This is a genomic window from Nisaea sp. (assembly GCF_965216895.1).
Taxonomy (GTDB): Bacteria; Pseudomonadota; Alphaproteobacteria; order Thalassobaculales; family Thalassobaculaceae; genus Nisaea.
The window spans coordinates 798,198-823,914 of record NZ_OZ244205.1; the positions used below are offsets into that span (position 1 = coordinate 798,198).

The following is a 25,717-nucleotide window of genomic DNA, read 5'->3' on the forward strand; positions in this document are numbered from 1 at the left end:
CCTTCCGGCGCCGCGGAAAACGCAACCTTGGCCGATCCTTCCAAAAATTTTTTATTGTATATCAATAGACTATTCAACGAGTTTAAAGTTACGGATCATATCCAAAACTGGGGTCTCGTATTCCTCCGGCGCGGTTTCCTGACCGGTGATCCACTTGTAGAGCCGTGGATCGGGAATTTCGAGCAGCGCTTCGTAGGTATCGAGTCCCGCCTCGTCAAGTTCGGGCAGCTTGGCCCGCGCGAAAGCGCCGAGCAGAAGATCGGTTTCCTTGGTGCCCGTATAGGCGCTGCGATAGAGCAGTTTCTTGCGGCGTTCGTCGAGCCCGCTCATCGGCCTTACTCCCCCGTTTGTCTGAAGCATCGGCTAGGATATAAATCGAAGCCTTGGCGTGTCAGCCCTCGGCCCGCGTTCTGGAGCCGCGCACTTAATAGCATCGGCGGATAACTTGCGACCGGAAATTCTCTATTCCCTCTTTGCTGATACGACGCGCCTCCCCGGCGTCGGACCGCGCATCGCGAAGCTGCTGGATACCCTTGCCGGCCGCTCTGTGATCGATCTGCTCTGGCATCTGCCGAGCGGGATCCTCGACCGGCGTTTCAATCCGAGGATTGCCGACGCACCGGACGACACGATCGCGACATTGGCCGTGACCGTCGGCGAACATCGGCCCGGCCGCAGCCGCAAGCAGCCCTACCGGGTCAGCGCCTGGGACGAGACCGGCGAGATGGAGATCGTCTTTTTCAACGCCAAGGCGGATTACATCGGCCAGATGCTGCCGACGGGCACGCGCTGCGCGATCAGCGGCAGGGTCGAGCATTTCAACGGCCGCCTGCAGATGACCCATCCGGACCACATGGTGCCGGAAGCGAAGATCCAAGAAATCATGCAGGTCGAGCCGACCTATCCGCTGACCCACGGACTGACACAAAAGACTCTGCGCAAGGCGATCGGTGCCGCCCTCTCCGAAGTGCCGGAATTGCCCGAATGGGGCAACAAGCCCTTCCTCGCCATGCGGCATTTTCCAGACTGGCGCACCGCGCTGATGGCCGTGCACCGGCCGGGATCGCTGGAGGATATCGATCCCTCCGCCCTGTCGCGGCAAAGACTGGCTTATGACGAACTGCTGGCCAACCAGTTGGCCCTTGCTCTCGTCCGGGCGCATCAGAAACGCCGCAAAGGACGTGTGCTCGAGGGCGATGGAAGGCTGCGGAAGAAGGCTGAGACGGCGCTCCCCTTCAAGCTCACCAATGCCCAGGCCGTCGCCCTCGCCGATATCTACGGCGACATGGCGGCGCCGGAACGGATGCTGCGGATGATCCAGGGTGATGTCGGCAGCGGCAAGACGGTCGTCGCGCTGCTCGCCATGCTGAACGCGGTCGAATGCGGCGCGCAGGCGGCCATGATGGCGCCGACAGAGATCCTCGCACGCCAGCACCTCGCCTCTATGCAGGCCCTCGCCGAAGCCGCCGGTGTCCGTATGGCGGTCCTCACGGGCCGCGACAAAGGGAAGAGCCGCGCCGAGACGCTGGAGCGCGTCGCCGCCGGCGAAGTGGATATCGTCGTCGGCACGCACGCGCTCTTTCAGGAAAGCGTCGCCTTCAAGGATCTGGCACTCGCGGTGATCGACGAGCAGCACAGATTCGGTGTGCATCAGCGCATGAGCCTTGGCGAGAAGGGCACTGTCGTGGATACCCTGGTGATGACCGCTACGCCGATTCCGCGCACCCTCACCATGACCGCCTATGGCGACCTAGATGTGTCCCGCCTGACCGAAAAGCCGCCTGGCCGGCAACCGATTGACACGCGGACGATCCCGCTCAGCCGTCTCTCCGAGGTCGCCGAGGCCGTCGGCCGCTCCGCCGCTTCGGGGAACAAGGCCTATTGGGTCTGCCCACTGGTCGAGGAATCCGAAAAGATCGACGTCGCGGCCGCCGAGGAACGCTTCCAGCATCTGAACAAGCTCTATCCCGACAGGGTCGCACTCGTTCACGGGCGCATGAAAGCGGCGGAGAAGGATGCGGTCATGGACCGCTTCAAGAACGGTCCGGTCGATATCCTGGTCGCGACCACTGTGATCGAGGTCGGTGTCGATGTGCCGGACGCGACCGTGATCGTAATCGAGCATGCCGAGCGCTTCGGCCTCGCTCAGTTGCACCAGCTCAGGGGACGCGTCGGGCGCGGCAGCAAAGCCTCGACCTGTCTTCTGCTCTACAGCACACCGCTCTCGGAAACCGGGCATGCGCGTCTCGCCGTAATGCGCGAGACGGAGGACGGGTTCCGCATTGCCGAGGAGGATCTGAAGCTGCGCGGTGCCGGAGAAATTCTCGGCACCAAACAGAGCGGCCTGCCAAGTTTCCGGCTGGCCGATCTCGCGGTGCATGACGATCTCCTGGCGGCGGCCCGGGACGACGCACGGCTTGTCCTGAACAACGATCCGGACCTGAAGGGGGAACGCGGGGCGGCCCTGCGCACCCTGCTCTACCTCTTCGAACGCGATGCCGCGATCCGCTATCTGCGCGGCGGCTGACCGGGGCCGGGCCGCTATTCCGAGATGGTGCCGGTCGTCTCGACGTGAATAACCGGCTTCTTCCGCTCCGATTCCGGGCGCCGGTCGGGCGGCGTGACGATACCGGCGGAAATCACCATCTTGATGCCTTCCTCGACCGTCATGTTCAGGCGATAGAGATCGCGGTCCGGAATGAACAGCAGAAAGCCCGATGTGGGATTCGGCGTGGTCGGCAGGAAGACATTGATCATCTCGTCGTCGGTGGCATTCTGCACCTCGCCGACCGTGCCTCCGGTGATGAAACCGATGGCCCAGATTCCGCGGCGCGGGTACTCCACCAGCACGACTTCGCGAAACGCGTTGGACTGCTGGGCCATCACGGTTTCCATGATCTGCTTGATGGCGCTGTAGACATTGCGGACCACGGGCATGCGGGCGAGCAGATGCTCGCTCAGCCGGATCATCCAGCGTCCGAGAATTCCCGCGGTGAGCCAACCGATCAGGGTGAGCGAGACCAGCATGACGATCAGCCCGATCCCGGGCACCGAGAACGGCAGGAAATTGTCCGGGTGATACTTCGCCGGCAGCAAGGGCATGATCTGCCCGTCAATGAAGTCGATAAACACCCAGGTCAGGTAGAGCGTGATTCCGAGCGGCGCCGTGACAAGGATGCCGGCAAAGAGATAGGCCCGCAGCCGTCCGAAGAAAGTCGGCCGAACGATGCCCGGATTGTCCTTGGTCATGTATGGTGCTCCCTGTCCCGAGCCTGACCATATAGGGAGGCCCGGCGCGGACGCAAACGCTTCCCCGTCAGCCCTCAAGGAAGCCGGAGAGTTCGCTCAAGAGACGCTCCGGGGCCTCTTCCGGGATGTAATGACCGGACGGCACGGGACCGCCGCTCACCGGACCGTCCGTATAGCGTTGCCAGACTTCGAGCGGCTGGTACAGCTTCCCGATGATCCCCTCGGCGCCCCAGAGCGCGAGAACGGGAATGTCGAGGCGCTCGCCGCGGTCCGCCCGGTCATGCGCGAGATCGACGGTCGCACCGGCGCGGTAGTCCTCGCAAGTGGCGTGGATGGTAGCCGGATCCCGGAAGCAACGGAGATATTCCGCCATCGCATCGTCGGTGATCGCGGCGCCATCGGCGAGGAACTTCAGTTTCTTCGAGAGGTAGAAATCCGGGTCCGCCCCGATCATCCGTTCGGGATAATCCGCCGGCTGGATCAGGAAGAACCAGTGATAATAGGCAGAGGCGAAAGCCATGTCCGTACGCTCGTACATGTCGAGCGTGGGACATATATCGAGCACAGCGAGCCGTTCTACCCGGTCCCGGTGATCCCGTGCCAGCCTGTGGGCGACCCGGCCGCCCCTGTCATGTCCGACGACGGAAAACCGCTCGAACCCGAGCGCCGACATCACCTCGGCCTGATCCCGTGCCATCTCGCGCTTGGAGTACGGCATGTGCGCCGCGTCGGTCGGCGGCTTGCCGCTGTCGCCATAGCCGCGAAGATCGGTCGCCACCACGGTAAAGCGTTCGGCCAGATCGGAGGCAACCTTGTGCCAGATCGCGTGGGTCTGGGGGTAGCCGTGCAGCAAGAGCAGGCCGGGGCCGCGTCCTCCTGTGACGAGATTGATTTCCGTGCCGGATGTCGGGATCCTCTTCCTCTCAAAGCCCTCGAACATTCTGCTGCGCTCCCTTCGCCCGCCGTGGCACTCTCACGCTCTCACCTCTGGAGATCACCATGCAGCGTCCCGCCTCCATCAGCAACTCGGCTCCGTCCTTCGGCGCGCTTGTCCGGAATTCTTTCGCCCTGCAGCGGGACTATGCCCATCTCAATCACGGGTCCTACGGCGCGACTCCCGTCTCGGTTCTCGCCGCGCAACGGATCTGGCAGGACAAGCTGGAGCTGGAGCCAAGCCGTTTCATGCGCCGGGACTACAAGCCCGCGATGCGTGCAGCCATCGCGGCACTGGCGCCGCGCCTCGGTATCGGAACGGACGGACTCGCCCTGGTCGAGAACGCCACGCAGGCCGTAAATGCCGTACTGCGCGAGCTCGACCTGCCGGACGGGGCGGGAATCCTGGTCACGGATCAGACCTACGGCGCGGTGCGCAACGCTGCCCGCCACATGAGCGAGCGCAAGGGCTGGAACCTGCGCAGCGTCACCCTGCCTTTCCCGGCCGCCTCGGCGGAAGAAATTCTCGCCGCCTACACAGCCGCCCTCGAACCGGCTCCGGCGCTCGTGATTCTCGACCACATCACTTCGCCGACGGCGCTTGTGCTGCCGCTGACGCAGATGGCCGAAGCCGCGCGGGCCAGGGGCGCACTGGTGCTTGTCGACGGCGCCCATGCGCCCGGCATGCTGGATCTCGATCTCAGCGCCGTTCCCTGCGACTGGTATACCGGCAATCTTCATAAATGGATGTTCACGCCAAAAGGCTGCGGATTTCTCTGGACCGCCGAGGCGCGGCGCGAGACGACACATCCGCTGGCGATTTCCCATTGGTACCAGGAGGGTTACGACGCCGAATTCGAATACGTCGGAACCAGAGACGCCTCGAGCCAGTTGTGCCTGCCGACTGCCCTGGAGTTTGTCGATGCGCACGGCATTGACGCGATCCGCGCCCACAACAATGCGCTCGTCAACGAGGCGGCGGACGCATTGGCCGCGCGCTGGGGTACCGAACGCGGCGCCGGCCCCGGACTGACCGGGCATATGGCGATGGTGCGCCTGCCGGACGGATTCGGATCGACGCGCGAAGAAGCGGAGGCCCTGCGCGACCGACTGACGGATGAATTCAGGGTGCAGGTTCCGGTCAATCCGCTGACCGGCACGCTCTGGTGCCGACTCTCGGCCCAGATCTACAACGAAATGACGGATTACGACCGTCTGGCGGCGGCAGTGGAAAGGCTTGCCGGCTGAAAACCGTCAGTTCAGCTTGTTGCGGAATTTCTTTTCCAGGAACGCCAGGACCTCGTTCTTTCGGGCACCGTTGTCGGCGCGCGCGAGCTTGAACAGCCGCGACGCCTCGTTGTCCTCCAGCGGCGCCGGCTTCTCTCCCATCTGGGTCAATGCCGCCTGATGCGCACGTTCAAGGATCTCGGGGTCGATCTTCTTGCGGATTTCCCGCATCATCAGCAGCAGTTTCTTGCGTTCATCCACAACGGGTCTCCTTGCCGGTCGAGGCGCAGACAGTCCGTCGCGCCCACCTTCCAACAATATCAGCAAGAAGGATACCAGAATGCGGCGGTTGCCGCCTCAGTGATCGAACGGCTTGATGGTGAAGGCGGCCGCGAGCGCGTTTTCGGTCACCTTGGTCACGACGGCCTCGGCAGAGCCTTTCATCTTATGCTGGCCCTTCGAGACATCAATTTCGAACCGGAAACGCTGACTCTTGATCAAAAGGTCCTTGTCGTAGGGCTCGATGATGAAGCCCTTCAGATTGTAGTCCTTCACGTTGAAGGTAAAGCTGTCGATCTTCACGATGCCGCAGGAATCAAGTTTACCCTTGGCTTTGACACTCTTGATGCCCTGAGCCTTGGTTGGCCTCGCAGCCTTCTTCTTCGAATCTGCGGTGATCTTCAGGAAGTCAAGAAGCCCCACGCCCGATTCCCTTATGCCGTTCGCGCCCGTTCAGCGTCATTGCTTTAAGAAAATAGCCGAAAATGCACCGGTTTCCACAGGCAGAGCGGACCCATGGGAACAAGTGGTTCGAACAGGACCAAAGTCCGGGTCAGACTATCGTCAAATTGGACGGAATATTCAAGTATCAACCTGTTGCACTTAAATATTCACTGCAACCGGAAGGGCTACACCTCTGAAGGGCGGAGACAAGTGTTCTTTTCGGGCGCCGCCGGATCAAGCGGGCATGCATGATCCTTCTCGTTGAGCTCAAAACACGATAATAAAGCATGCAATTTACCGTGATTTTTTCAGACAGTTTTATTTTGTTTTTTTGCTTTTTGGGATTCCAGGGAAACGGTACGGAAATTTCTCCGTTCCCGGCGAAATCATAGGCGCAGCGCCCCCCCTAGACTCCTGATATCGCCTATTGGGAATTCGACCACACAGGAATGAATCCGCGCCAGAGGCGCTCTGGCGGATCCGATGGTGTTTCAGGTCCCAAACCTGCGATGCAGGAATGGCAATATTCTGAGGAGATTGGTGAGCGCGACAGGGTTCGAACCTGTGACCGTCTGATTAAAAGTCAGATGCTCTACCAGCTGAGCTACGCGCCCCCGAAAGGAAGCCGGAACCTATGCAAACAGGGCCCGGCGGTCAACCTTTTCCGAGAAGTTTTTTCCGTCCCTAGCGGAACTTGTCTTTGACGCGCTCGACCACGCGCTCGGGGACGAACTGGTCGATGTTCCCGCCCATATGCGCGATCTCCTTCACCAAACGCGAGGAAATGAACTGGTTGCGGTCCGAGGCCATCAGGAACACGGTCTCGACGCTCGCATTCAGGCGGGCGTTCATGCCCACCATCTGGAACTCGTACTCGAAGTCGGAGACGGCGCGCAGGCCACGAATAATGGTTGCGGCGCCGTTCTCTTCGACGAAATGCATCAGAAGATTGCCGAAGGACATCACCACGATCTCGCCGTGGATTCCGTTTTCGGCATGCGCCTTGTTGATCAGGTCAATCTCGTCCTGAACCATCTCGACGCGCTCGTCCAGGCTGAAAAGCGGGCCTTTTCCGGCGTTGTGCGCAACGGCCACGATCAGCTTGTCCACCAACTTGCTGCCGCGGCGAATGATGTCCAGGTGCCCGTTCGTGATCGGGTCGAACGTGCCCGGATAAACACCTACTCTCATGTTCCCTAGTCCCCTGCTAGCTCTCGGTGGTGTCTTCGCCACCGCTACCGTCGGCTTCCGATTCTTCCCCCTCTTCCGCATCGTTTCCGTTCTCATCGCCTGCCAGGCTGACGGACACGACTTTTTCGCCTTCGTCGACGCGGAAGATCCAGACACCCTGGGTTCTGCGCCCAGTAATGCTGATTTCGTTCACGGCGCAGCGAATCACCTGCCCGCCGTCGGTGACGAGCATGATCTGATCGGTGTCGGCCACCGGGAAGGCGGCCACGACTCCGCCGCTGCGCTTGGTTAGTTCCATATTGGCGATCCCCTGACCGCCGCGATTGGTAATCCGGTATTCGTGCGCCGAGGTCCGCTTGCCGAGACCGCTCTCGGTCACAGTGAGAATGAACTCTTCCTCGGCGCTGAGCTGGATGAAACGCTCCTGAGAGATGTCGCCGGACGGGGCCTCGATATCTTCCTCGCCCTCGCCGGTCGCGCGGCGCATCTGTCCGGCAAGTTTCAGGTACAGATCGCGCTCGAGCACGTCCGAACCCGGCACGTCCTGATAGTCGACGTGATGCAGGATCGACATGGAGACGACCGCGTCGCCCTTGGCCAGCCTGATGCCGCGCACGCCCAGTGAGTCGCGCCCCCTGAACAGCCGTACGTCTGTCGCCCGGAAGCGAATCGCCTTGCCGTCCCGCGTGGTCAGGAAAACGTCATCCGCCTCCATGCAGGGTTGCACGTTGATCAGGCGGTCATTCTCATCCAGACGCATGGCGATCTTGCCGTTGCGCTTGATGTTGGTGAAGTCCGAGAGTGCGTTCCGGCGCACCGTGCCCGCGGAGGTCGCGAACATGATGTGCATGTTCTCCCATTCTTCCTCTTCCGCAGGCAGCGGCATAATGGTCTGGATCCACTCACCCTGTTCCAGCGGCAGAAGATTGACCAGCGCCTTGCCGCGCGACTGGGGTGTGCCGATCGGCAGCCGGTAGGTCTTCATCTGGTAGACCATGCCGCGCGAAGTGAAGAACAGGATCGGCGTGTGGGTATTGGCGACGAACAGCCGGCTGACGAAATCCTCATCCCGGGTCGCCATGCCCGAGCGCCCCTTGCCGCCGCGCTTCTGCGCCCGGTAGGTGGAGAGCGGGACGCGCTTGATATAGCCGTTGTGGCTGACCGTGACGACCATGTCCTCGCGCTGGATCAGGTCTTCCATGTCGTGCTCGAACTCGGCTTCGACGAGCTCTGTCCGGCGCGGCGTTGCATAGGCTTCCTTGGCGGCGACCAGTTCGGCGCGCAGCACTTCCATCATCCGCGGGCGCGACTGCAGGATTTCCAGATACTCCGCGATCCTGGACGCGAGTTCCTTGGTCTCCTCGATCAGCTTCTCGCGCTCCATACCCGTCAGGCGCTGCAGGCGGAGTTCCAGGATGGCGCGGACCTGGGCGTCGGAGAGACGGTACTTGCCGTCGACGACCTTATGCCCCGGATCATCGATGATGCTGATGAACTCAGCGACCTCCTCGGCCGGCCAGTCACGTCCCATCAGCTGCTCGCGGGCATCGGCGGCGTCGCGTGAACCGCGGATCACGCGAATCACCTCGTCGATATTGTTCACCGCCACCAGAAGGCCGGCCAAAACGTGCGCCCGGTCGCGCGCCTTGCGCAGCAGGAAGCGGGTCCGCCGGGTGATGACCACCTCGCGGAAGGCGATGAAGGCGACGATCACGTCGCGCAGATTCATCTGTTCCGGCTTGCCGCCGTTCAGCGCCAGCATGTTGACGCCGAAGCTGGTCTGCAGCGGAGTGAATTTGTAGAGCTGGTTCAGGACGACATCCGGCACCGCATCGCGCTTCAGCTCGATGACGACGCGCACGCCGTCGCGGTCGCTCTCGTCGCGAAGTTCGGCGATGCCCTCGATCGTCTTCTCCCGAACCAGTTCGCCGATCCGCTCCATCAGGCGGGACTTGTTCACCTGGTACGGGATCTCGCTGACGACGATCGCGTTGCGGTCCTTGCGGATTTCCTGGATGTCCGCCCTGGCGCGCATCATTATCGAGCCGCGACCGGTGTGGTAGGCGGAATGGATGCCGTTCCTGCCGAGAATCATGGCGCCGGTCGGGAAATCCGGCCCCGGGACGATCTCGATCAGTTCCTCGATGGTGATGCCCGGGTTGTCGACATAGGCACAGCAGGCGTCGATCACCTCGCCCAGATTGTGCGGCGGGATATTCGTCGCCATGCCGACGGCGATACCGCCCGCGCCATTGACCAGAAGGTTCGGAAACTCGGCCGGCAACACACCCGGCTCTTCCGTCGTCTCGTCGTAGTTGGGGACGAAATCGACCGTATCCTTATCGATGTCCCGCAGCAGGCCCTCGGCCGCCTTGGCAAGGCGCGCCTCGGTATATCGCATGGCCGCAGGCGGATCCCCGTCCATCGAGCCGAAGTTCCCCTGCCCGTCGACCAGCGGCAGGCGCATGGAGAATTCCTGCGCCATGCGGACCATGGCGTCGTAGATCGCGCTGTCGCCGTGCGGGTGGTACTGCCCCATCACGGCACCGACGATGTTGGCCGACTTGCGGTAGGGCTTGGACCAGTCGTATCCGCCCTCCTTCATCGCATAAAGGATGCGGCGGTGCACCGGCTTCAGGCCGTCGCGGACATCGGGGAGCGCCCGGGAAACGATCACGCTCATCGCGTAATCGAGATAGGAGCGCTTCATTTCGTCTTCGATGGAGACAGGCGAAATGTCGAAGGAGGAGGATTCGGACGAGCTCAATTCACGCTTTTTCCGGTTGGTTACGTCCCTGTGCAGACGGTAGCGGCCGTTCGATCATCGGCCCTCCGCCGGGACCTCGGGAAGACCCTGTTTTTATAACAGAACCGTCATCTTCGGACAATCTTTACGGCGTTTTTTTCGGCCCGATTAATCCAGCTATTACAGAGGCTTGCGAGCCGATATTGAATAGCTCAACGGAAGCCGCGGCAATCCTTCGGGCAAACGGTATAATCCGCCCTCGCAGGGCTCCATGAATGCCAGCGCCTTCCAGGCGATCGTATCGAACTCGTGCAGATATTCGATCGCAAGCCCAGCATCGACAAGGGCGGTCACGACCTCGCCGACCGGATGGGTCCATTCGTAGCTTCGCTTGGTCTTGAGAACCGCCGATTCGTCGGCATAGGCCTCTGTTCCATCGAAAGAAATCGGCTCGGGCTTGTGGAAGTAATCGTAGACCGGAGCGTGCGGGGCCGGCGCAAGATCGTCGAAGCTGAGAATTACCGGATGCTGGTCTAGGAAATAGAGTCGGCCGCCCGGCTTCAGGAATCGGGAAACCACCCGCGCCCAGCCTTCGATATCCGGCAGCCAGCAGATCGTGCCCCAGGTAATGTAGACGAGATCGAAGCTGCTCCGGATCAGGTCCGGGGCATCGTAAAGATTCCCCTCGACGAAGGTGACCTCGGTCCCGGTCGCCGTCGCAAGCTCCCGCGCAAGCCGAATCGCGACGGGGGAAAAGTCGAGACCCGTCGCACTCCGCGCCCCAGCCCGCTTCAGCCGGATTGTATCTTTGCCGAAGTGACATTGGAGATGCAGGACATCCAGCCCGTCGACGGAGCCGAGTTCCTCCCTTTCCGTCCGGTGGAGACCATCCAGGCCGTCCGGCGACTCGATGAATGACTGGACGTTATAATCGCTGGCGGCCGACCCGTAATTGACCTCCGCCAACTCGTTCCACTTTCTTCGATTGGCCTCCTGGTATTCGTCCATGCCGTCACTCCGGTCCCCGCAGGCCGGTCGCATGCGGGGGCGCGGCCATATACCTCACTCGAACCAGGATTGCCTGACGGCCTTGCTCAAGGCCTCGCGCAATCCGACGGCCCCCTGGGTCTCGCCGCCGGGCTTGGCCAGAACCTCGCCTACCGACTCTCCATAGGCGCCATTGTTTGCGTCCTCATTCAGCGCGATGTTCATTCCCTCGATCCCGCCACCGAGGAACAGGCCCTCGGAGATCGAGAGGGTCAGGACCTCGACACCGCCCGAAATGCTGCCGCCGGCACGCCCGCCAGCGCCCCATTCACCGAGCGCGAAGCCGCCGGAACCGCCAACCTTGAAGATACCCTCGACCAGTTCATTCAAGGCACTTCGGGTCAGGATCACCATGATGATGTCCGCCTCCTGGGCGCCAGCCTGAAAGGCAAGGCTCGTGGCCGACATGCGGATCGCGATGGGGTCGCTCCAGTCCTCACCGTGACGGGAGAGAATCACGCCGTTGCCGCTTTCATAGCCGACGATGAAGGAGGCTTTCTTCACGTCGGTAATGATCGCGACGCCCTTGGCGGCACCGATCAGGTTGCGGGCACCGGCCCATCTTTCGTCCTTCAACAACCGGTTGACGTATTCCAGAGCGCTCTCTGAACTCGCGGCCAGCGTCTTGGCATCATCCGCACGCGCTCCCCCCGGGATGACCAGCAGAAATGCCGACAGGACCACAAGACGCAACAAGATCGACTTAATCATTACCCCTCCGAATGGGCCTAGTTCGGCACCAATGACATTTCACGCCGTTCGGGATGATCGTAAAAAAGTTCCGACCTCCCCGTCGCGCCGGTGACCATGCGGTCGAGATGCGGTCTCGCCTGCGATGGCGGACCGAGAGAATACTGCAGAAGCCGACTCCTAGAACGGAATTTCGTCGTCGAGATCGCCAGGACCGCCCACGGGAGCTTGTCCTCCGCCTCCGCCGCCGCTACCGCCGCCGCCGTAGCCGCCACCCTGATTGTAGCCGTCGTCCCCGCCATAGCCACCGCCCTGGCCGCCGCCGCCACCGTCGCCGCGACCGTCCAGCATCTGCAGTTCACCGCGGAAGCGCTGCAGCACGACTTCGGTGCTGTACTTCTCCTGACCCGACTGATCGGTCCATTTGCGGGTCTGCAACTGCCCCTCGACATAGACTTTCGAGCCCTTGCGCAGGAACTGCTCGGCCACCTTCGCCAGGTTCTCGTTGAAGATCACGACACGGTGCCATTCGGTGCGTTCCCGGCGCTCACCGCTGTTGCGGTCGCGCCAGCTCTCCGAGGTCGCGACGGAAAGGTTCACCACCTTGTTTCCGTCCTGCATCGTGCGGATATCCGGGTCGCGCCCGAGATTGCCGACGAGAATGACCTTGTTGACGCTGCCTGCCATGGTTCTATTTCCACTCTGCGAATTAGGTTCCGGGACTGTCCCATATCCGGTGCCTCTAATCCAGTCGCGATGATCCCCGAGCCCGTTGCGCCCGGTTTTGCTGCACCCGCAAAATCCGGGTGGTCAAGTCACCTCGTGCACCCTATAAATGTTTCTGTTTCGTTCCCAGTCTGGAATTCCGCCGATGTCAGCCTCTTCCGAACCGAAGGATATCCGCGTTCAAGGTGCGCGCGAGCACAATCTGAAGAGCGTTGATGTCGCGATCCCGCGGAACTCCCTGACCGTTCTGACGGGGCTCAGCGGCTCCGGCAAATCCTCGCTGGCCTTCGACACAATCTATGCCGAGGGCCAGCGCCGCTATGTGGAAAGTCTCTCGGCCTACGCGCGCCAGTTCCTCGAACTGATGCAGAAGCCGGACGTCGACCTGATCGAGGGCCTGTCGCCGGCGATCTCCATCGAGCAGAAGACGACGTCCAGGAACCCGCGCTCCACGGTCGGAACCGTGACCGAGGTCTATGATTATCTGCGCCTCCTCTATGCCCGGATCGGCATCCCCTACTCTCCCGCGACCGGTCTTCCCATCGAGAGCCAGACGGTCAGCCAGATGGTCGACCGCATTCTGGAGATGGAGGACGGCACGCGGCTCTACGTGCTGGCGCCGATCGTGCGCGGCCGCAAGGGCGAATACCGCAAGGAGATGGCGGAGCTTCGCAAGCAGGGCTTCCAGCGCCTCAAGGTCGACGGCGAAATGTACGAGATCGACGACGTGCCGGCGCTCAACAAGAAGCTCAAGCACGATATCGAGGTCGTGGTCGACCGGCTGGTGGTGCGCGAGGGCATCGCCACCAGGCTTGCTGATTCCGTTGAAACCGCTCTCGGTCTCTCCGATGGACTGCTGATCGCGGAGAATGCCACCAGCGGCGAACGGACGACCTTCTCCGCGAAGTTCGCCTGCCCGGTCTCCGGATTCACCATCGACGAGATCGAGCCGCGGCTGTTTTCCTTCAACAATCCCTTCGGGGCCTGTCCGTCCTGCGACGGGCTCGGCAGCAGCATGTATTTCGACCCGGACCTGATCGTCCCGGACGCCTCGAAGAGCCTGCGCAAGGGGGCGATTGCACCCTGGGCCAATTCTTCCTCGAAATATTACATGCAGTCGCTGGAGAGCCTGGCAAAGCATCTCGGCATTTCACTCGACACCGCTTTCGAAGACCTGCCGGAGCCGGCACAGAAGGCGCTGCTCTATGGCACCGGCAGCGAGCGCGTGGTGATGACCTTCGATGACGGGCTGCGGAGCTATCAGACAAACAAGCCGTTCGAGGGTATCGTGACGAACATGGAGCGGCGCTTCCGGGAGACCGAGTCGGCCTGGAGCCGAGAGGAGCTGGCGAAATACCAGTCCGTCGCGCCGTGCGACGCCTGTCTCGGACAAAGGCTCAAGCCGGAGGCGCTGGCCGTGAAGATCGGCGGGCTGAACATCTCCGAAGTGACGGAAATGTCGATCTCCGAAGCAGTGCAATGGTTCACCGCCCTGACGGAGAACCTGACGGGCAAACAGGCCGAGATCGCGGAGCGGATCCTGAAGGAAATCAACGAACGGCTCGGTTTCCTCAACAATGTCGGGCTCGACTACCTCACCATGTCCCGGGCCTCCGGTACGCTTTCCGGCGGGGAAAGCCAGCGTATCCGGCTTGCCTCGCAGATCGGCTCCGGCCTGACCGGCGTGCTCTACGTGCTGGACGAACCGTCGATCGGCCTGCACCAGCGCGATAACGACCGGCTGCTGGCCACCCTCGTTCGGCTGCGCGACCTCGGCAACACCGTGCTGGTGGTCGAGCATGACGAGGATGCGATCCGCTCTGCGGACTACGTGGTTGATATGGGGCCGGGCGCCGGCGTGCATGGCGGCACCGTGGTCGCTTCCGGCACGCCGGAGGAGATCATGCGCGCGCCGCAGAGCCTTACCGGCCAGTACCTGACGGGCTATCGCCAGGTGCCGATCCCGGCCGAGCGGCGCAAGGCGAAGAAAGGCAAGCACATCACGCTGACGGGGGCGACGGCAAACAATCTCGACGACGTCACGGTTTCTGTACCGCTCGGTACCCTCACCTGCGTGACCGGTGTCTCCGGCGGGGGAAAATCCTCGCTCATCATAGAGACGCTGTGGAAGGCGATCGCCCGCAGGCTGCACGGTGCTCGGGAGCATCCCGGGCCGTTCGACAGCATCGAGGGGCTCGAGTTCCTCGACAAGGTGGTCGATATCGACCAGTCGCCGATCGGCCGCACGCCGCGTTCCAATCCGGCAACCTATACCGGCGCCTTCACGCCGATCCGGGACTGGTTTGCCGGACTGCCGGAAGCCAAGACCCGCGGCTACAAGGCTGGCCGCTTCTCCTTCAACGTGAAGGGCGGCCGCTGCGAGGCGTGCCAGGGCGACGGCGTCATCAAGATCGAGATGCATTTCCTGCCGGACGTCTATGTCCAGTGCGACGTCTGCAAGGGCAAGCGCTACAACCGCGAGACGCTGGAGATCACCTACAAGGACAAGTCGATCGCGGACGTGCTGGAGCTGACGGTCGAGGAAGGCGCCGAGTTCTTCAAGGCGGTGCCCTCGATCCGCGACAAGCTGGAGACCCTGGAACGGGTCGGCCTCGGCTACATCCAGATCGGCCAGGCGGCGACAACGCTCTCCGGCGGCGAGGCGCAGCGGGTGAAGCTCTCCAAGGAATTGTCCAGGCGTGCGACCGGCAAGACCCTCTATATCCTCGACGAGCCGACAACCGGCCTGCATTTCGAGGATGTGCGAAAACTGCTGGAGGTGCTGCAGGCGCTGGTCGATCAGGGCAACACGGTGATCGTAATCGAGCACAATCTCGAGGTCATCAAGACGGCGGACTGGATCGTCGATCTCGGCCCCGAGGGTGGTTCCGGCGGCGGCAGGATTGTGGCGGAAGGGACTCCGGAAGACGTCGCGGAGACGCCCGGCAGCTATACGGGCAAGTATCTCGCGCCCTATCTCGCGGCGGCGCGCGCGAGGAAATCCGCCTAGGCGACGCTGAAGACCGGGCCGAAACTGCCGAGCGCCGGGGCGACCCCGGGGCCGTCCACATAGTCGTAGTGAACCTTGCGCGCTGAAGTCGCGGTATCCAGGTCCGGGGCGCCAAAAAAGAACGTCCTGTTCCGGCCGCCGTGATTGTTGACGACGAAATTGCTCAGTTCCTCGACGAGGCTCGGCGTCAGTTCCTTGGCGTCTCCTGCCGTACAGGCAGTCCCGATCAGGCCTGCACCCTGCAACTGATCCGCGCGCTTGAACCGGCGCGAGAAGCCGCCGACGAAGCCGGCACAAAATGGCGCAAGATATGTGAAACTGTTGTGCACGACCGTCTGCGGCACATCGTCGTCGATACCGGTGACATAGAGCAGCAACCGGCGCTCCGCCCAGTCCGGAAGCGACTTCAGCTCCACCAGGATGGCTTCGCGGAACCGCTTGTTGGTGATCGTCTCCATATGCAGGGGCATGAGCAGGAACGGCTTGGCCCGCGGTTTTTCCTCGATCGCGCTTCGCGCCAGCTGAACCGAAGCGATGTCCATCGCACATTCGAGCGCCCCGGTCTCGCTGCCGTCATCCGGCATCATGCCTTCCGGAACCATCAACTCGGCCCGGTACATCGAAACCAGCCGCTTGCGGATATTGGTGATCGGCCAGTAGTGCAGACGGATGTTCTCTTTCGCCTCTTCGAAGGCCTCCGTTTCCTCTGCCTGCCTCTGCTCCCGCGCCTCTTCGACAGTCTGGCTCAGTTCCTTGACGCCGGTCAGCTTTTCCGGTTCGTCGCGCGGCACCTCGAAGACCATGGATTTCACCACCACGCCCTCGAAGCCGGACTCCGTGCCGCCCCCGTGCAGGCGCCGGTTGACTTCCCTGGCGATCTGCTGCGCCTTCAATGTCGCGGTCTTGCGGTCGTCCTTGCCGAACAGGACGATGAATTGCTCTGCGTTCGCGAGCACATAAACGTCGTGCGGGGTGATGGTCTTTTTGATGATGGTTTCGGTCAGAAGGTGGACTTTCCCTCGAACCTTGATCCAGTTCGGGCCGAATTTTTCCTTCAGGTTTTCAAGCCCGAGCATCTCGACATTGCCGGCCAAGAGCGCGTCGGCCGCCATCCTGTTGCTGCGGCAGAAGTCGACCATCGCGGACTTGAAGCCGTCCTTGTCGGTCGGATCGAGTTTCTGGCGGTCGAAGCTCTCGAAATAGCCGGTGTCGCTCATCTGATCAAACTGAAGGGTTGATGGTCGGTCCTGATAGTTCGGATAGCTTGACGGGAACACCTGAAAAACTGGTTAACGCGGAAGCAAGGAATCACCGCTCATTGATGTTCCGGGTCGTAAGGTCTATCTCTTCGCCAGTTGGCCCAGAACGCGAGTATTGGAAGCGCCCTATGAGCGAGATTTCACCGGTCCACGTCATCGGCGGGGGCCTTGCCGGATCCGAGGCGGCCTGGCAGCTGGCAACCGCCGGCGTACCGGTCGTGCTGCATGAGATGCGTCCGGAGCGCGGCACGGAGGCCCATCAGACGAGCGGTCTCGCAGAACTGGTTTGCTCGAATTCCTTCCGTTCGGACGATGCAGAGGCCAACGCCGTTGGCGTGCTGCACGAGGAAATGCGCCGGCTCGGCTCGGTTATCATGCGTTCCGCCGACGCGCACAAGGTACCCGCCGGCTCCGCCCTGGCAGTCGACCGGAATCATTTCTCCGCGGCCGTGGAGAAAGCGCTGACCGAACACCCGCTTGTTACCGTCGAGCGCGGCGAAATCAACGGCCTGCCACCGGAGGAATGGGACTCCGCTATCGTCGCGACCGGCCCTTTGACCGCGCCGGGGCTTTCCGAAGCCATCGGAAAACTGTCAGGCCAGGACTCGCTTGCCTTCTTCGATGCCATCGCACCGATCGTCCACAAGGAAAGCATCGATTTCAACGTCGCCTGGTTCCAGTCGCGCTATGACAAGGTCGGTCCGGAAGGGGACGGCAAGGACTACATCAACTGCCCGATGGACGAAGCGCAGTACGAGGCCTTCATCGATGCCCTGCTCTCCGCGGAAAAGATGGAGTTTCGCGAGTGGGAGAAGGATACCCCCTATTTCGACGGCTGCATGCCGATCGAGGTGATGGCGGAGCGCGGTCGCGAAACTCTCCGTTTCGGGCCGATGAAGCCGGTCGGCTTGACCGATCCTCGCACCGGAACACGCGCTCATGCCGTCGTGCAGCTGCGCCAGGACAACGCGCTCGGTACGCTCTACAACATCGTCGGCTTCCAGACCAAGATGCGCTACGGAGCACAGGTCGAGGTCTTCCGCACCATTCCGGGATTGGAGAAGGCGGAATTCGCCCGTCTCGGCGGCATTCACCGCAACACCTTCATCAACTCTCCGACCCTGCTCGACGGCACGCTGCGCATGAAGGCGTTGCCGCGTCTGCGGTTCGCGGGCCAGATCACTGGTGTCGAAGGTTATGTCGAAAGTTCCGCGATCGGTCTGCTGGCCGGGCGCTTCGCCGCCGCCGAACGGCTGGGCCGGGAGATCTCCCTGCCGCCGCGGACCACCGCGCTCGGTGCCCTGCTCTCCCATATTACCGGCGATGCGGACGCGGAAACCTTCCAGCCGATGAACGTGAATTTCGGCCTGTTCCCGCCAGTCGAGCCGGAGATCACGCCGAATGGCAAACGCCGCAAACTGAAAGGCCGGGACCGCAAGGCGGCGATGGCCGGACGGGCCCTGCGCGATCTTGACGGCTGGATTACCGGCGTACGGGCGGCAGCCGAGTAGGTCAGTAGCGGCCGATCAGGCTCGCAAGCCAGAACCGCCAGACATCCAGCGGATCCGATCGGACGAAGCTTTCGGCAAACGGATCGTAGCCGGCCCGCCTCAACGTCTGTATGCGGGATCTCGCCTGGCGCGCCGGAAGCAGCAGAGGTGCGACCCGTTTCCGGTTTCCGGCCTTGGAGAGACCGCGCGCGGCCAAAGTCCGGGCATGCTCCGCCAACTCCCGTACCGCCGCGCGTGCGCCCTCGTCCGCCTTTAGTTCAGAGAAGTCACGCGGGCTGCCGCCATGTTTCTCTAACAGCGCGCGCGGAAAGAACGGCCGGCGGTGAGCTTCCAGATGCGCCGTTGCGCGCAGCTTGCCGACGAGAGCTTGCCCTGCGGCGATATCCGCCAGACCGTCTGTCTCCGCAGCCCCGTCAGAATCGAGAATCAACGCGCTCAATTCGACCAAAGGCTCTGTCGTGGCACGGAGATAGCGCTCGGCATCCTCGATATCTGCCATCGGGCGATCATCGAGATCCCGTTCCCGCGCATCGATCAGCGCATCGAATTGTGTCCGGGGAAGGTTGTAGGCGGCCACGCACTCCGCCAGCGGCAGCACAACTTCATGCTGGCGCGGCGTGCCCGCATAGATCCCCTCGATGCTCTCGCGCCACCATTGCAGCCTGATTGCCCCGATCATGCTCTCGCTGACACTCTCCCGGGTCTTCGCGACCTCGTGATTGAAGGCGTAGAGCGTGAACAGAGCGTCTCGGTTTTCCGGCGGGGCAAACAGCGCGAAGCGGAACCGGTCCGGATCGTGTTGCCTGAGGATCGCCGCGGGGGGAGACATCCTGCTGCTGCCGCCGGCCGTCACGGGTCCGTCTCCTCGTTCAGCAGATCCGCCCGGAGCGAGCGTTCAAGAGCGGGCGCCGCGGCAAGCCCGTCGAAGAAATCGGTGCTGAAACGCTCGAACAGAGTCTCGTAGATGCGGATCAAGCCGGAAAGCGCGAAATACTCTCGGCGCCCGAGCAGCGGCTTCAGAAGCGCGAGGGATGTCCGGCCCAGTTCAAGATGCACACCCGCCTTCGCGCGGAGGGCGGCGGCCAGGAGCGGGACCCCGGGATCACGCGCCCGCACGGCTTCGGAGAGTCGGTTCTTTTCAAGCCCTGCCTCGGCGAGCAGGCTCAGCGGGATCGTGACCAGCCGGTCCGAGCGCTCCGCGTCTTTCGCGAGATCGCGCAGGATATGAACGAGATAGCAGAAGATGCCGAGATCGGCCGCATAGGTAACCGGCGCCTCCGGCAGACGACAGCGGAATCCCTTCTCGTCCGTTTCTGCCGAGAGGAGATAGACGAAAACGGTTGCCGGCGCGATCGTGGCTCCCTGCGCATAGGAGAGAAAATCCTCCCAGTCCGCCATCTCGCGCTCTTCCACATCGCGACGCATCGCGGAGGCAAGCCCCTGCCATGGCGCCGCGCCGAGATCGGAGGGAAGCACGATGCCCTGCATGGCACGACGGACCGGGGCCGGCAGCGGTCCCTGTTTCCCGTCGCCGAGACATTGGGCTTCCCAGGCACCGATCTCCTGCAGCATCCGGCTGCGTGTTGCATCCCGCTCAGGCGCCGGCCGCATCAGAAAGTCGTCATCGACCGCGTCATCGATCAGCCGCATGGCGGCGTAACTGGCGAAGAAAAAAGCCTGGCGACGAGCCGGAAGCAGACGTGCCGCATGCAACAGGTTTGCGTTGGCGCGCCCTGCAATATCGCGGCAGACCGCGACATCGCCCTCGCTTGCGGACTCAGTCAACGGGCAACAGCGCCGCCGCGACCCGGCGCCCTTCCGCCAGCAGAACATTGTAGGTCCGGCAGGCGGCCCCGGTATCCATGATATCGACCACAGGACCCTTTTCCCGCACCGCTGCCCGCAGCGAGGGCAGCACGAACTCGGTCCGCCGGCCGGTCCCCAGCAGGAGGATTTCCGGCACCGGATCCCGCCCGGTTACCGGCAAGAAGTCCGACAGAGAGAGCGCGGCAATGTCGCTCAGATCCCAGGCAAGGGTTTCTTCGGGGAATACGATCACCGCGCCCGCATGACGTTCTCCGGTGATCCGGAACGCCCCGTCGCCGTAAGCCTCGATCAGTTGTCGACCTTCCGGGATCAGAGGCGTCACATCCATCGGATCAGTCCTTCTGTCCGTCGGCTCCCTGCGGCGCGGTTCCCGGTGCCCCCAGATCCTCGTCCTCTTCGTCGCCACGGCGCGGCTGCAGGTAGAGCAACAGCGGAACGGCGACGAACATCGAGGAATAGGTCCCGATCACGATCCCCCAGATCATCGCCAGCGCGAAATCCGCAAGTATCGCCCCACCAAAGAAGTAGATCGCCAAGAGGGCGAGCAAAGTGGTGAGGGAGGTCATCGTGGTGCGTGACAGGGTCTCGTTGATCGAGAGATTGAACAGCTCCGCAAGCGACATCTTCTTGTATTTGCGGAAATTCTCCCGGACCCGGTCGAACACGACGACGGTGTCGTTGATCGAGTAACCGGCGATGGTCAGAATCGCGGCGACCGTCGGAAGGTTGAATTCGTGCCCGTTGAGAGCGAACAGCCCGAAGGTGGAGAGAATGTCGTGGCTGAGCGCAATGAGTGCGCAGATGCCGAACTGCCATTCGAAGCGGAACCAGATATAGATCAGGATCGCCCCGAGCGCCCCCAGCATGGCCAGCATGCCAGCCTCGATCAGCTCCGCGCCGACCGTCGGTCCGACAAACTCCGTCCGGCGGTATTCCACACTGTCGCCGAGCGCCGTCTTGACGGTGTCGACTGCCAAGAGCTGTTCTTCCTCGGTGCCGTCCTGACGCTGGATCCGGATCAGAACCTCGTTGTCTGCGCCAAACTCCTGAATGGCGACGTCTCCGAGATCGAGAGCGCCGAGTTGCGCCCTCAGAGCCGGGATATCGGCCGGTCCCTCGGTCTGCACCTCCATCAGGATGCCGCCGCGGAAATCGATGCCGAAATTGAGCCCGTTCACCAGCAGCAGACCGATGCTCGCAAGCATCAGGGCGAGCGAAAAAACAAAGGCCTTCGCGCGGTTGGCGACGAACGGAAAGTTGGTTCCGTGGGGAACGATGCGAAGTGGCTTGAACATCAGATTGTTCCCTCAGATCGGCAGTTCGCTCGGGCGGCTGCGCCGCAACCAGAGCACGACAAGGAGGCGAGTCACCATGATCGCCGTGAACATCGAGGAAAGAATCCCGATCCCGAGCGTCACCGCGAAGCCCTTCACCGGCCCTGAGCCGATGAAATAAAGGAAGGCGACCGCGAAAAGCGTGGTCAGGTTCGAGTCAACGATGGTCCGGAACGCACGCTTGTATCCGGCCTCGACGGCCGCCATGGGCGTCCTTCCGTTCCGGGCTTCCTCACGGATGCGCTCGAAGATCAGAACGTTCGCATCGACGGCCATGCCGATGGTCAGCACGATCCCCGCGATACCGGGAAGCGTGAGTGTCGCCTGCAGGCTCGAAAGCACGGCGACGATCAAGGAGACATTGAAGAACAGCGCCATGTTCGCCAGCACGCCGAAGAAACCGTAGGCGACGATCATGAAGCCGATCACCAGCAGCAGTCCGATCATGCTCGCGACCTTGCCCGCCGCGACCGAATCCGCGCCAAGGCCCGGTCCGACGGTACGCTCCTCGAGCACCTGCAACGGTGCGGGCAGCGCACCCGCGCGGAGCAACAGCGAGAGATCCTGGACTTCCTGCACCGTGAAGCTGCCGGAAATGATCCCCGCCCCGCCGAGGATCGCGGTCTGGATCACCGGCGCGCTGATCACCTTGCCGTCCAGCACGATGGCGAAGGGACGGCCGATGTTTTCCGATGTCGCCTGACCGAAACGGCGCCCGCCGACGCTGTCGAAACGGAAGCTGACAACCGGCTGACCGTCCTGGAAACTCGGCTGCGCGTCGACGAGGTTCTCGCCGCTCACCATCACGCGGCGCTTCACGACATAGTTCCTCGGCGCGCCGGGCCGCTCGTCGGCAGCCTCGAGCAGTTGGGATCCGGGAGGGACCCGCCCCTGCAAGGCGTCCTGAACGGAGGCGGTCGTATCGACCATTCGGAAGGTGAGTTTGGCTGTCTGTCCGAGCAGCGCCTTGATGCGTTCCGGGTCGTCGACGCCGGGAAGCTGCAGCAGGATCCGGTCCTCGCCCTGGCGCTGGATCGTCGGCTCGCGCACACCGGTTTCGTCGATGCGGCGGCGAACGATCTCGATCGACTGGGAAATTGCCCGGGTCTTCAGGTCCCGGATCGCGACTTCGGTCAGCGAAATCCTGACAACATTGCCGGCATCGGTTTCCGTTTCGGTCTGCGGGTCGATACGACGCACGGCATCGCGCGCCTTCTCGAGGTTCTCCGCGTCGCGCACGGTGAAGCGGACCGTATCGCCGGAAACCCCGAGACCGCGATAGCCGATCCGCTGTTCCCGAAGATTGCGCCGGGCCTGATCGACGATCGACTCGAGCCGTTCGGCGATGACCACATCGACATCAACCTCGAGCAGCAGGTGCGAACCTCCCTGAAGATCGAGGCCGAGATTGATTTTTTTCCCGGGAAGCCATGCCGAGGGAAGGTCTTGGGTCAGATCGCGCTCGATCACGTTCGGAGCGGCATACAGCACGCCGAGCGCGCAGACCAGCGCAACAATAGTGATCTTCCAGGGCTGAAATTGGAGCATCTTCTAAGGGCCTCTAGCCGGATCGGGCAGTCAGAACGACGTTCGGCGCCGTTGCCGGCGCCGATAGCGTCTTATTTTTTCTCTTCGGAGGCCGCTTTTTTGTCGGACGCGTCCGTGTTCGCCGGCTCGGTCTTGGCGCGCACGTCGGTGATCATGCTGCGCACGACCCGGACCTTGACGCCTTCGGCGATTTCCACCATCAGCTCGTCCTTGTCTTCGATCACTTTCGTGACCGTGCCGACCAGGCCGCCATTGGTGACGATGACGTCGTTCCGGCGCACCTTCGAAAGCATCTCCTTGTGTTCCTTGACCCGCTTCTGTTGCGGACGGATCAGAAGGAAATAGAAGACGACGAAGATCAGGATCAGCGGCAGGAACGCCATCAGATCGAAGCCGCCCCCGGCTCCGCCAGCCGCTTGTGCATAGGCCGGTGAAATGAGCATTAAGTTCTCCCAAACTGACGCGGGCAAATTGCGGTTCAGCGCATACCACGCTCACATAGTCGGTTCGCGGCCTTGCTGCCAGCCATTTCCGCCGGATGCAGCCGAAAACTCGGAACGGCGGACTATAAAGCCCCGTCCGGCAATTTCAATGGCCGGAACCCCATAGAATTGACGGGACCGCGCCGTATGATACTTTCCCGCCGCCCCGGCCCTGTCGGACCGGGTGATCATTCGACAATCCTGCCCAAGGTTCAGTGACATGTCCGACGCCCGAGAGCTCGAGATTCTCGCCCGTATCGCAGACGCCCTGGAGCGCATCGCCCCTCCGCCGGCGAAGGCCGCGGACCTCGGCGACGCCGAAGGATTCGTCTGGAATGCGCAGGCCGGCCAAGTCGATCCGGTGCGTCAGATCAACCGTGTCGACATCTCCCTGCTCAAGGGGGTCGGACCGCAGCTCGATCAGCTCTACGAGAATACGGACCGCTTCGCGCGCGGCCTGCCGGCCAACAACGCTCTGCTCTGGGGCTCGCGCGGTATGGGCAAGAGCTCCCTGGTGAAGGCGGTGCATGCCGAAGTGAACCGGAAGCGCGACGGTATTCTGGCACTGGTGGAAATCCACCGCGAGGATCTGGAAACCCTGCCCCGTCTGCTCAATCTCGCGCGCGATACCGACCGCCGCCTGATCGTGTTCTGCGACGATCTCTCCTTCGACTTCGCCGACAATTCCTACAAATCGCTGAAAGCGGTGCTGGAAGGTGGTGTCGAGGGCCGTCCGGCCAATGTGCTGTTCTACGCGACCTCGAACCGGCGCCACCTGATGGCGCGGGACATGATCGACAACGAACGCTCGACCGCGATCAATCCCGGCGAAGCCGTCGAGGAAAAGGTTTCGCTTTCAGACCGGTTCGGGCTCTGGCTCGGGTTCCATGCCTGCGACCAGGATACCTTCCTCTCCATGATCGAGGGATATGCCGGCGCCTACGATCTGCCGATCTCAAGCGACGAGCTGCGGGCACGGGCGAAGGAATGGCAGGTGACGCGCGGCGCCCGCTCCGGTCGGGTCGCCTGGCAGTTCATCCAGGATCTGGCCGGCGATCTCGGCAAGCAACTCGACTGACCCGCAGCGCTCAGATCTTTTCCAGATATCGCCGCGGATCGACCGCACGCTTTTCCTTGCGCAGCTCGAAATGAAGCTGCGGGCGGTCGACGCTGCCCGTTGATCCGACGGTCGCGATGGTCTGTCCCCGGCGCACCACGTCGCCGCGTGTCACCAGCAGCCTGTCGGTATGGGCATAGGCGCTGATCCAGCCATCGGAATGCTTCAACAGCAGAAGTTTGCCGAATCCGGGAAGCCCGTCCCCGGCATAGGCAACGACCCCGTTCTCGGCCGCCGCGACCGGCGCGCCGTGCGGAGCGGCGATATTGATGCCGTCATTGTGCAATCCTCCCTGTCGTGGGCCGAAACTCGCGATCACCCGTCCCCTCACCGGCCAGCGGAAACTGGATCCGGCGCGTCCGGGCGGGCTGATTTTCGCCACCTCGAGACCGGTCTTGGCCTTGGGAGTCGGCGCCGGAACCGCTGCGGACCGCACCGGCTTCCGAACGGGCGCGGCAGTGACAGAGGAAGAGGCGGCCTCTCGGGGGCTTCGCGGATTGGGCTCGGGGAGCGCCACGGTTCCCGGCGTCAGCAAGGCTGTTCGGGTCCGAGTGCCGCGCGCGCCCGGGCCTTCCGGCAATTCGACATTCGGCGACGCGACGGCGACTTCCCGTGACGGAAGCCGCAGTTCCTGTCCGACACGAATCTGATACGGCGGCGCTATGCCGTTCATCTGCACGACCGTCCGCATGTCGACATTGAAACGGCGGGAAATCGAGAACACCGTATCGCCCGGACGCACAAGGTAGTTGCTAGGCGCCGGCAGGCGGAGGTCCTGGCCGACCGTGAGTCTGTAGGGCGGTTGCAGGCCGTTGGCGATGATGATGTCCCGGACCGGCACGCCGTAGCGCCGGGAGATTTCGTAAACGGTATCGTTCGGCCCTGCGCTGATCCGACCGCCGGGTGGAATGGCGAGTCGCACGGCGGCGTCCGGCCGCGCGTTCGCAAGGCGGGGGGCGTTGCCGCTGCAGGAAGCGAGCAGACCGCCCAGCAGCAGGAGCGCGACCGCCGCCAAAAATCGTGAACGCTTTTCGGCCATGGGGCGAGTTTAGGTTTTGCGAACCGGTGGCTCAAGCGGTCGCGAACAGAGGACGCTA

The 25,717-nt window shown here is 62.7% G+C and carries 23 protein-coding genes and 1 tRNA gene; 5 read left to right on the top strand and 19 right to left on the bottom strand.

Annotation, left to right across the window (positions count from 1 at the left end):
* Positions 1-69: 69 nt before the first annotated feature.
* Complete coding sequence (locus ACOOE1_RS03815; protein ID WP_420405012.1) at positions 70-330, bottom strand: succinate dehydrogenase assembly factor 2; 261 nt, start codon at positions 328-330, stop codon at positions 70-72.
* A 115-nt stretch (positions 331-445) separates the two neighbouring features.
* Here ACOOE1_RS03815 and recG point away from each other — a divergent pair, with 115 nt between their 5' ends.
* Entirely contained in the window at positions 446-2,527 is a 2,082-nt protein-coding gene (gene recG / locus ACOOE1_RS03820) for an ATP-dependent DNA helicase RecG (RefSeq protein ID WP_420405013.1), read from the top strand.
* A gap of 14 nt (positions 2,528-2,541) precedes the next feature.
* On the opposite strand, the gene ACOOE1_RS03825 is transcribed toward recG, so the two are convergent.
* Positions 2,542-3,249 (bottom strand): DUF502 domain-containing protein, encoded by a 708-nt coding sequence (locus ACOOE1_RS03825; RefSeq protein ID WP_420405014.1) that lies wholly within the window; start codon positions 3,247-3,249, stop codon positions 2,542-2,544.
* A gap of 67 nt (positions 3,250-3,316) precedes the next feature.
* On the bottom strand, positions 3,317-4,189 hold the full coding sequence (locus tag ACOOE1_RS03830; RefSeq protein ID WP_420405015.1) for an alpha/beta fold hydrolase: 873 nt from the start codon (positions 4,187-4,189) through the stop codon (positions 3,317-3,319).
* A 59-nt stretch (positions 4,190-4,248) separates the two neighbouring features.
* Between ACOOE1_RS03830 and ACOOE1_RS03835 the strand changes: the two genes are divergently transcribed.
* Positions 4,249-5,430, top strand: a complete 1,182-nt coding sequence (locus ACOOE1_RS03835) for an aminotransferase class V-fold PLP-dependent enzyme (protein ID WP_420405016.1) — start codon at positions 4,249-4,251, stop codon at positions 5,428-5,430.
* 6 nt (positions 5,431-5,436) lie between these two features.
* On the opposite strand, the gene ACOOE1_RS03840 is transcribed toward ACOOE1_RS03835, so the two are convergent.
* The 8 genes from ACOOE1_RS03840 to ssb all read right to left on the bottom strand — a co-directional run bounded on the left by ACOOE1_RS03840 (position 5,437) and on the right by ssb (position 12,493).
* Positions 5,437-5,670, bottom strand: coding sequence for a hypothetical protein (locus ACOOE1_RS03840; RefSeq protein WP_420405017.1), 234 nt, complete (start codon positions 5,668-5,670; stop codon positions 5,437-5,439).
* A 96-nt stretch (positions 5,671-5,766) separates the two neighbouring features.
* The gene (locus ACOOE1_RS03845; RefSeq protein WP_420405018.1) at positions 5,767-6,111 is read right to left on the bottom strand and encodes a hypothetical protein; all 345 of its coding nucleotides are present in this window, start codon (positions 6,109-6,111) and stop codon (positions 5,767-5,769) included.
* A gap of 559 nt (positions 6,112-6,670) precedes the next feature.
* Positions 6,671-6,746: transfer RNA gene (locus ACOOE1_RS03850), tRNA-Lys, on the bottom strand.
* 70 nt (positions 6,747-6,816) lie between these two features.
* On the bottom strand, positions 6,817-7,323 hold the full coding sequence (gene coaD / locus ACOOE1_RS03855) for a pantetheine-phosphate adenylyltransferase (RefSeq protein WP_420405019.1): 507 nt from the start codon (positions 7,321-7,323) through the stop codon (positions 6,817-6,819).
* Positions 7,324-7,339: 16 nt separating this feature from the next.
* Positions 7,340-10,090 carry a DNA gyrase subunit A gene (gene gyrA, locus ACOOE1_RS03860; protein WP_420405020.1) on the bottom strand — a complete coding sequence of 917 codons (2,751 nt, stop codon included), beginning with the start codon at positions 10,088-10,090 and terminating at the stop codon, positions 7,340-7,342.
* A gap of 159 nt (positions 10,091-10,249) precedes the next feature.
* On the bottom strand, positions 10,250-11,077 hold the full coding sequence (locus ACOOE1_RS03865) for a class I SAM-dependent methyltransferase (protein ID WP_420405021.1): 828 nt from the start codon (positions 11,075-11,077) through the stop codon (positions 10,250-10,252).
* A gap of 54 nt (positions 11,078-11,131) precedes the next feature.
* Positions 11,132-11,827 carry a lipid-binding SYLF domain-containing protein gene (locus ACOOE1_RS03870; protein WP_420405022.1) on the bottom strand — a complete coding sequence of 232 codons (696 nt, stop codon included), beginning with the start codon at positions 11,825-11,827 and terminating at the stop codon, positions 11,132-11,134.
* A 159-nt stretch (positions 11,828-11,986) separates the two neighbouring features.
* Positions 11,987-12,493, bottom strand: a complete 507-nt coding sequence (ssb, locus tag ACOOE1_RS03875; protein ID WP_420405023.1) for a single-stranded DNA-binding protein — start codon at positions 12,491-12,493, stop codon at positions 11,987-11,989.
* A 184-nt stretch (positions 12,494-12,677) separates the two neighbouring features.
* On the opposite strand from ssb, the gene uvrA reads away from it, so the two are divergent.
* Positions 12,678-15,542: an excinuclease ABC subunit UvrA gene (gene uvrA / locus ACOOE1_RS03880; protein ID WP_420405024.1), complete on the top strand. Its 2,865-nt coding sequence runs from the start codon at positions 12,678-12,680 to the stop codon at positions 15,540-15,542.
* On the opposite strand, the gene ACOOE1_RS03885 is transcribed toward uvrA, so the two are convergent.
* Positions 15,539-16,759 (bottom strand): hypothetical protein, encoded by a 1,221-nt coding sequence (locus tag ACOOE1_RS03885; protein WP_420405025.1) that lies wholly within the window; start codon positions 16,757-16,759, stop codon positions 15,539-15,541. The two genes, uvrA and ACOOE1_RS03885, sit on opposite strands and share 4 nt — an antisense overlap.
* 170 nt (positions 16,760-16,929) lie before the next feature.
* Between ACOOE1_RS03885 and trmFO the strand changes: the two genes are divergently transcribed.
* Entirely contained in the window at positions 16,930-18,312 is a 1,383-nt protein-coding gene (trmFO, locus tag ACOOE1_RS03890) for a methylenetetrahydrofolate--tRNA-(uracil(54)-C(5))-methyltransferase (FADH(2)-oxidizing) TrmFO (protein WP_420405026.1), read from the top strand.
* A gap of 1 nt (position 18,313) precedes the next feature.
* Here trmFO and ACOOE1_RS03895 read toward each other — a convergent pair whose 3' ends face one another.
* The 6 genes from ACOOE1_RS03895 to yajC all read right to left on the bottom strand — a co-directional run bounded on the left by ACOOE1_RS03895 (position 18,314) and on the right by yajC (position 23,464).
* The gene (locus ACOOE1_RS03895) at positions 18,314-19,165 is read right to left on the bottom strand and encodes a phytoene/squalene synthase family protein (protein ID WP_420405027.1); all 852 of its coding nucleotides are present in this window, start codon (positions 19,163-19,165) and stop codon (positions 18,314-18,316) included.
* A complete protein-coding gene (locus ACOOE1_RS03900) occupies positions 19,162-20,097 on the bottom strand; it encodes a squalene/phytoene synthase family protein (protein WP_420405028.1) in 936 nt (311 codons plus the stop codon). Before ACOOE1_RS03900 ends, ACOOE1_RS03895 begins: the two co-directional genes overlap by 4 nt.
* Positions 20,090-20,467 carry an Mth938-like domain-containing protein gene (locus tag ACOOE1_RS03905; protein ID WP_420405029.1) on the bottom strand — a complete coding sequence of 126 codons (378 nt, stop codon included), beginning with the start codon at positions 20,465-20,467 and terminating at the stop codon, positions 20,090-20,092. Before ACOOE1_RS03905 ends, ACOOE1_RS03900 begins: the two co-directional genes overlap by 8 nt.
* Before the next feature lie 4 nt (positions 20,468-20,471).
* The gene (secF, locus tag ACOOE1_RS03910; protein ID WP_420405030.1) at positions 20,472-21,434 is read right to left on the bottom strand and encodes a protein translocase subunit SecF; all 963 of its coding nucleotides are present in this window, start codon (positions 21,432-21,434) and stop codon (positions 20,472-20,474) included.
* 12 nt (positions 21,435-21,446) lie between these two features.
* On the bottom strand, positions 21,447-23,021 hold the full coding sequence (gene secD / locus ACOOE1_RS03915; protein WP_420405031.1) for a protein translocase subunit SecD: 1,575 nt from the start codon (positions 23,019-23,021) through the stop codon (positions 21,447-21,449).
* A gap of 71 nt (positions 23,022-23,092) precedes the next feature.
* Entirely contained in the window at positions 23,093-23,464 is a 372-nt protein-coding gene (yajC, locus tag ACOOE1_RS03920) for a preprotein translocase subunit YajC (protein WP_420405032.1), read from the bottom strand.
* A gap of 259 nt (positions 23,465-23,723) precedes the next feature.
* On the opposite strand from yajC, the gene ACOOE1_RS03925 reads away from it, so the two are divergent.
* Positions 23,724-24,581: an ATP-binding protein gene (locus tag ACOOE1_RS03925; protein WP_420405033.1), complete on the top strand. Its 858-nt coding sequence runs from the start codon at positions 23,724-23,726 to the stop codon at positions 24,579-24,581.
* A gap of 10 nt (positions 24,582-24,591) precedes the next feature.
* On the opposite strand, the gene ACOOE1_RS03930 is transcribed toward ACOOE1_RS03925, so the two are convergent.
* Entirely contained in the window at positions 24,592-25,659 is a 1,068-nt protein-coding gene (locus ACOOE1_RS03930; protein ID WP_420405034.1) for a peptidoglycan DD-metalloendopeptidase family protein, read from the bottom strand.
* Positions 25,660-25,717: the final 58 nt, after the last annotated feature.

Bases quoted from the DNA above. Each gene is read 5' to 3' on its own strand.
- ACOOE1_RS03815 (WP_420405012.1), bottom strand. From the start codon at position 330: ATGAGCGGGCTCGACGAACGCCGCAAGAAACTGCTCTATCGCAGCGCC.
- ACOOE1_RS03825 (WP_420405014.1), bottom strand. From the start codon at position 3,249: ATGACCAAGGACAATCCGGGCATCGTTCGGCCGACTTTCTTCGGACGG.
- ACOOE1_RS03830 (WP_420405015.1), bottom strand. From the start codon at position 4,189: ATGTTCGAGGGCTTTGAGAGGAAGAGGATCCCGACATCCGGCACGGAA.
- ACOOE1_RS03835 (WP_420405016.1), top strand. From the start codon at position 4,249: ATGCAGCGTCCCGCCTCCATCAGCAACTCGGCTCCGTCCTTCGGCGCG.
- coaD (WP_420405019.1), bottom strand. From the start codon at position 7,323: ATGAGAGTAGGTGTTTATCCGGGCACGTTCGACCCGATCACGAACGGG.
- ACOOE1_RS03865 (WP_420405021.1), bottom strand. From the start codon at position 11,077: ATGGACGAATACCAGGAGGCCAATCGAAGAAAGTGGAACGAGTTGGCG.
- ACOOE1_RS03870 (WP_420405022.1), bottom strand. From the start codon at position 11,827: ATGATTAAGTCGATCTTGTTGCGTCTTGTGGTCCTGTCGGCATTTCTG.
- ssb (WP_420405023.1), bottom strand. From the start codon at position 12,493: ATGGCAGGCAGCGTCAACAAGGTCATTCTCGTCGGCAATCTCGGGCGC.
- uvrA (WP_420405024.1), top strand. From the start codon at position 12,678: ATGTCAGCCTCTTCCGAACCGAAGGATATCCGCGTTCAAGGTGCGCGC.
- ACOOE1_RS03885 (WP_420405025.1), bottom strand. From the start codon at position 16,759: ATGAGCGACACCGGCTATTTCGAGAGCTTCGACCGCCAGAAACTCGAT.
- trmFO (WP_420405026.1), top strand. From the start codon at position 16,930: ATGAGCGAGATTTCACCGGTCCACGTCATCGGCGGGGGCCTTGCCGGA.
- ACOOE1_RS03905 (WP_420405029.1), bottom strand. From the start codon at position 20,467: ATGGATGTGACGCCTCTGATCCCGGAAGGTCGACAACTGATCGAGGCT.
- secF (WP_420405030.1), bottom strand. From the start codon at position 21,434: ATGTTCAAGCCACTTCGCATCGTTCCCCACGGAACCAACTTTCCGTTC.
- secD (WP_420405031.1), bottom strand. From the start codon at position 23,021: ATGCTCCAATTTCAGCCCTGGAAGATCACTATTGTTGCGCTGGTCTGC.
- yajC (WP_420405032.1), bottom strand. From the start codon at position 23,464: ATGCTCATTTCACCGGCCTATGCACAAGCGGCTGGCGGAGCCGGGGGC.
- ACOOE1_RS03925 (WP_420405033.1), top strand. From the start codon at position 23,724: ATGTCCGACGCCCGAGAGCTCGAGATTCTCGCCCGTATCGCAGACGCC.
- ACOOE1_RS03930 (WP_420405034.1), bottom strand. From the start codon at position 25,659: ATGGCCGAAAAGCGTTCACGATTTTTGGCGGCGGTCGCGCTCCTGCTG.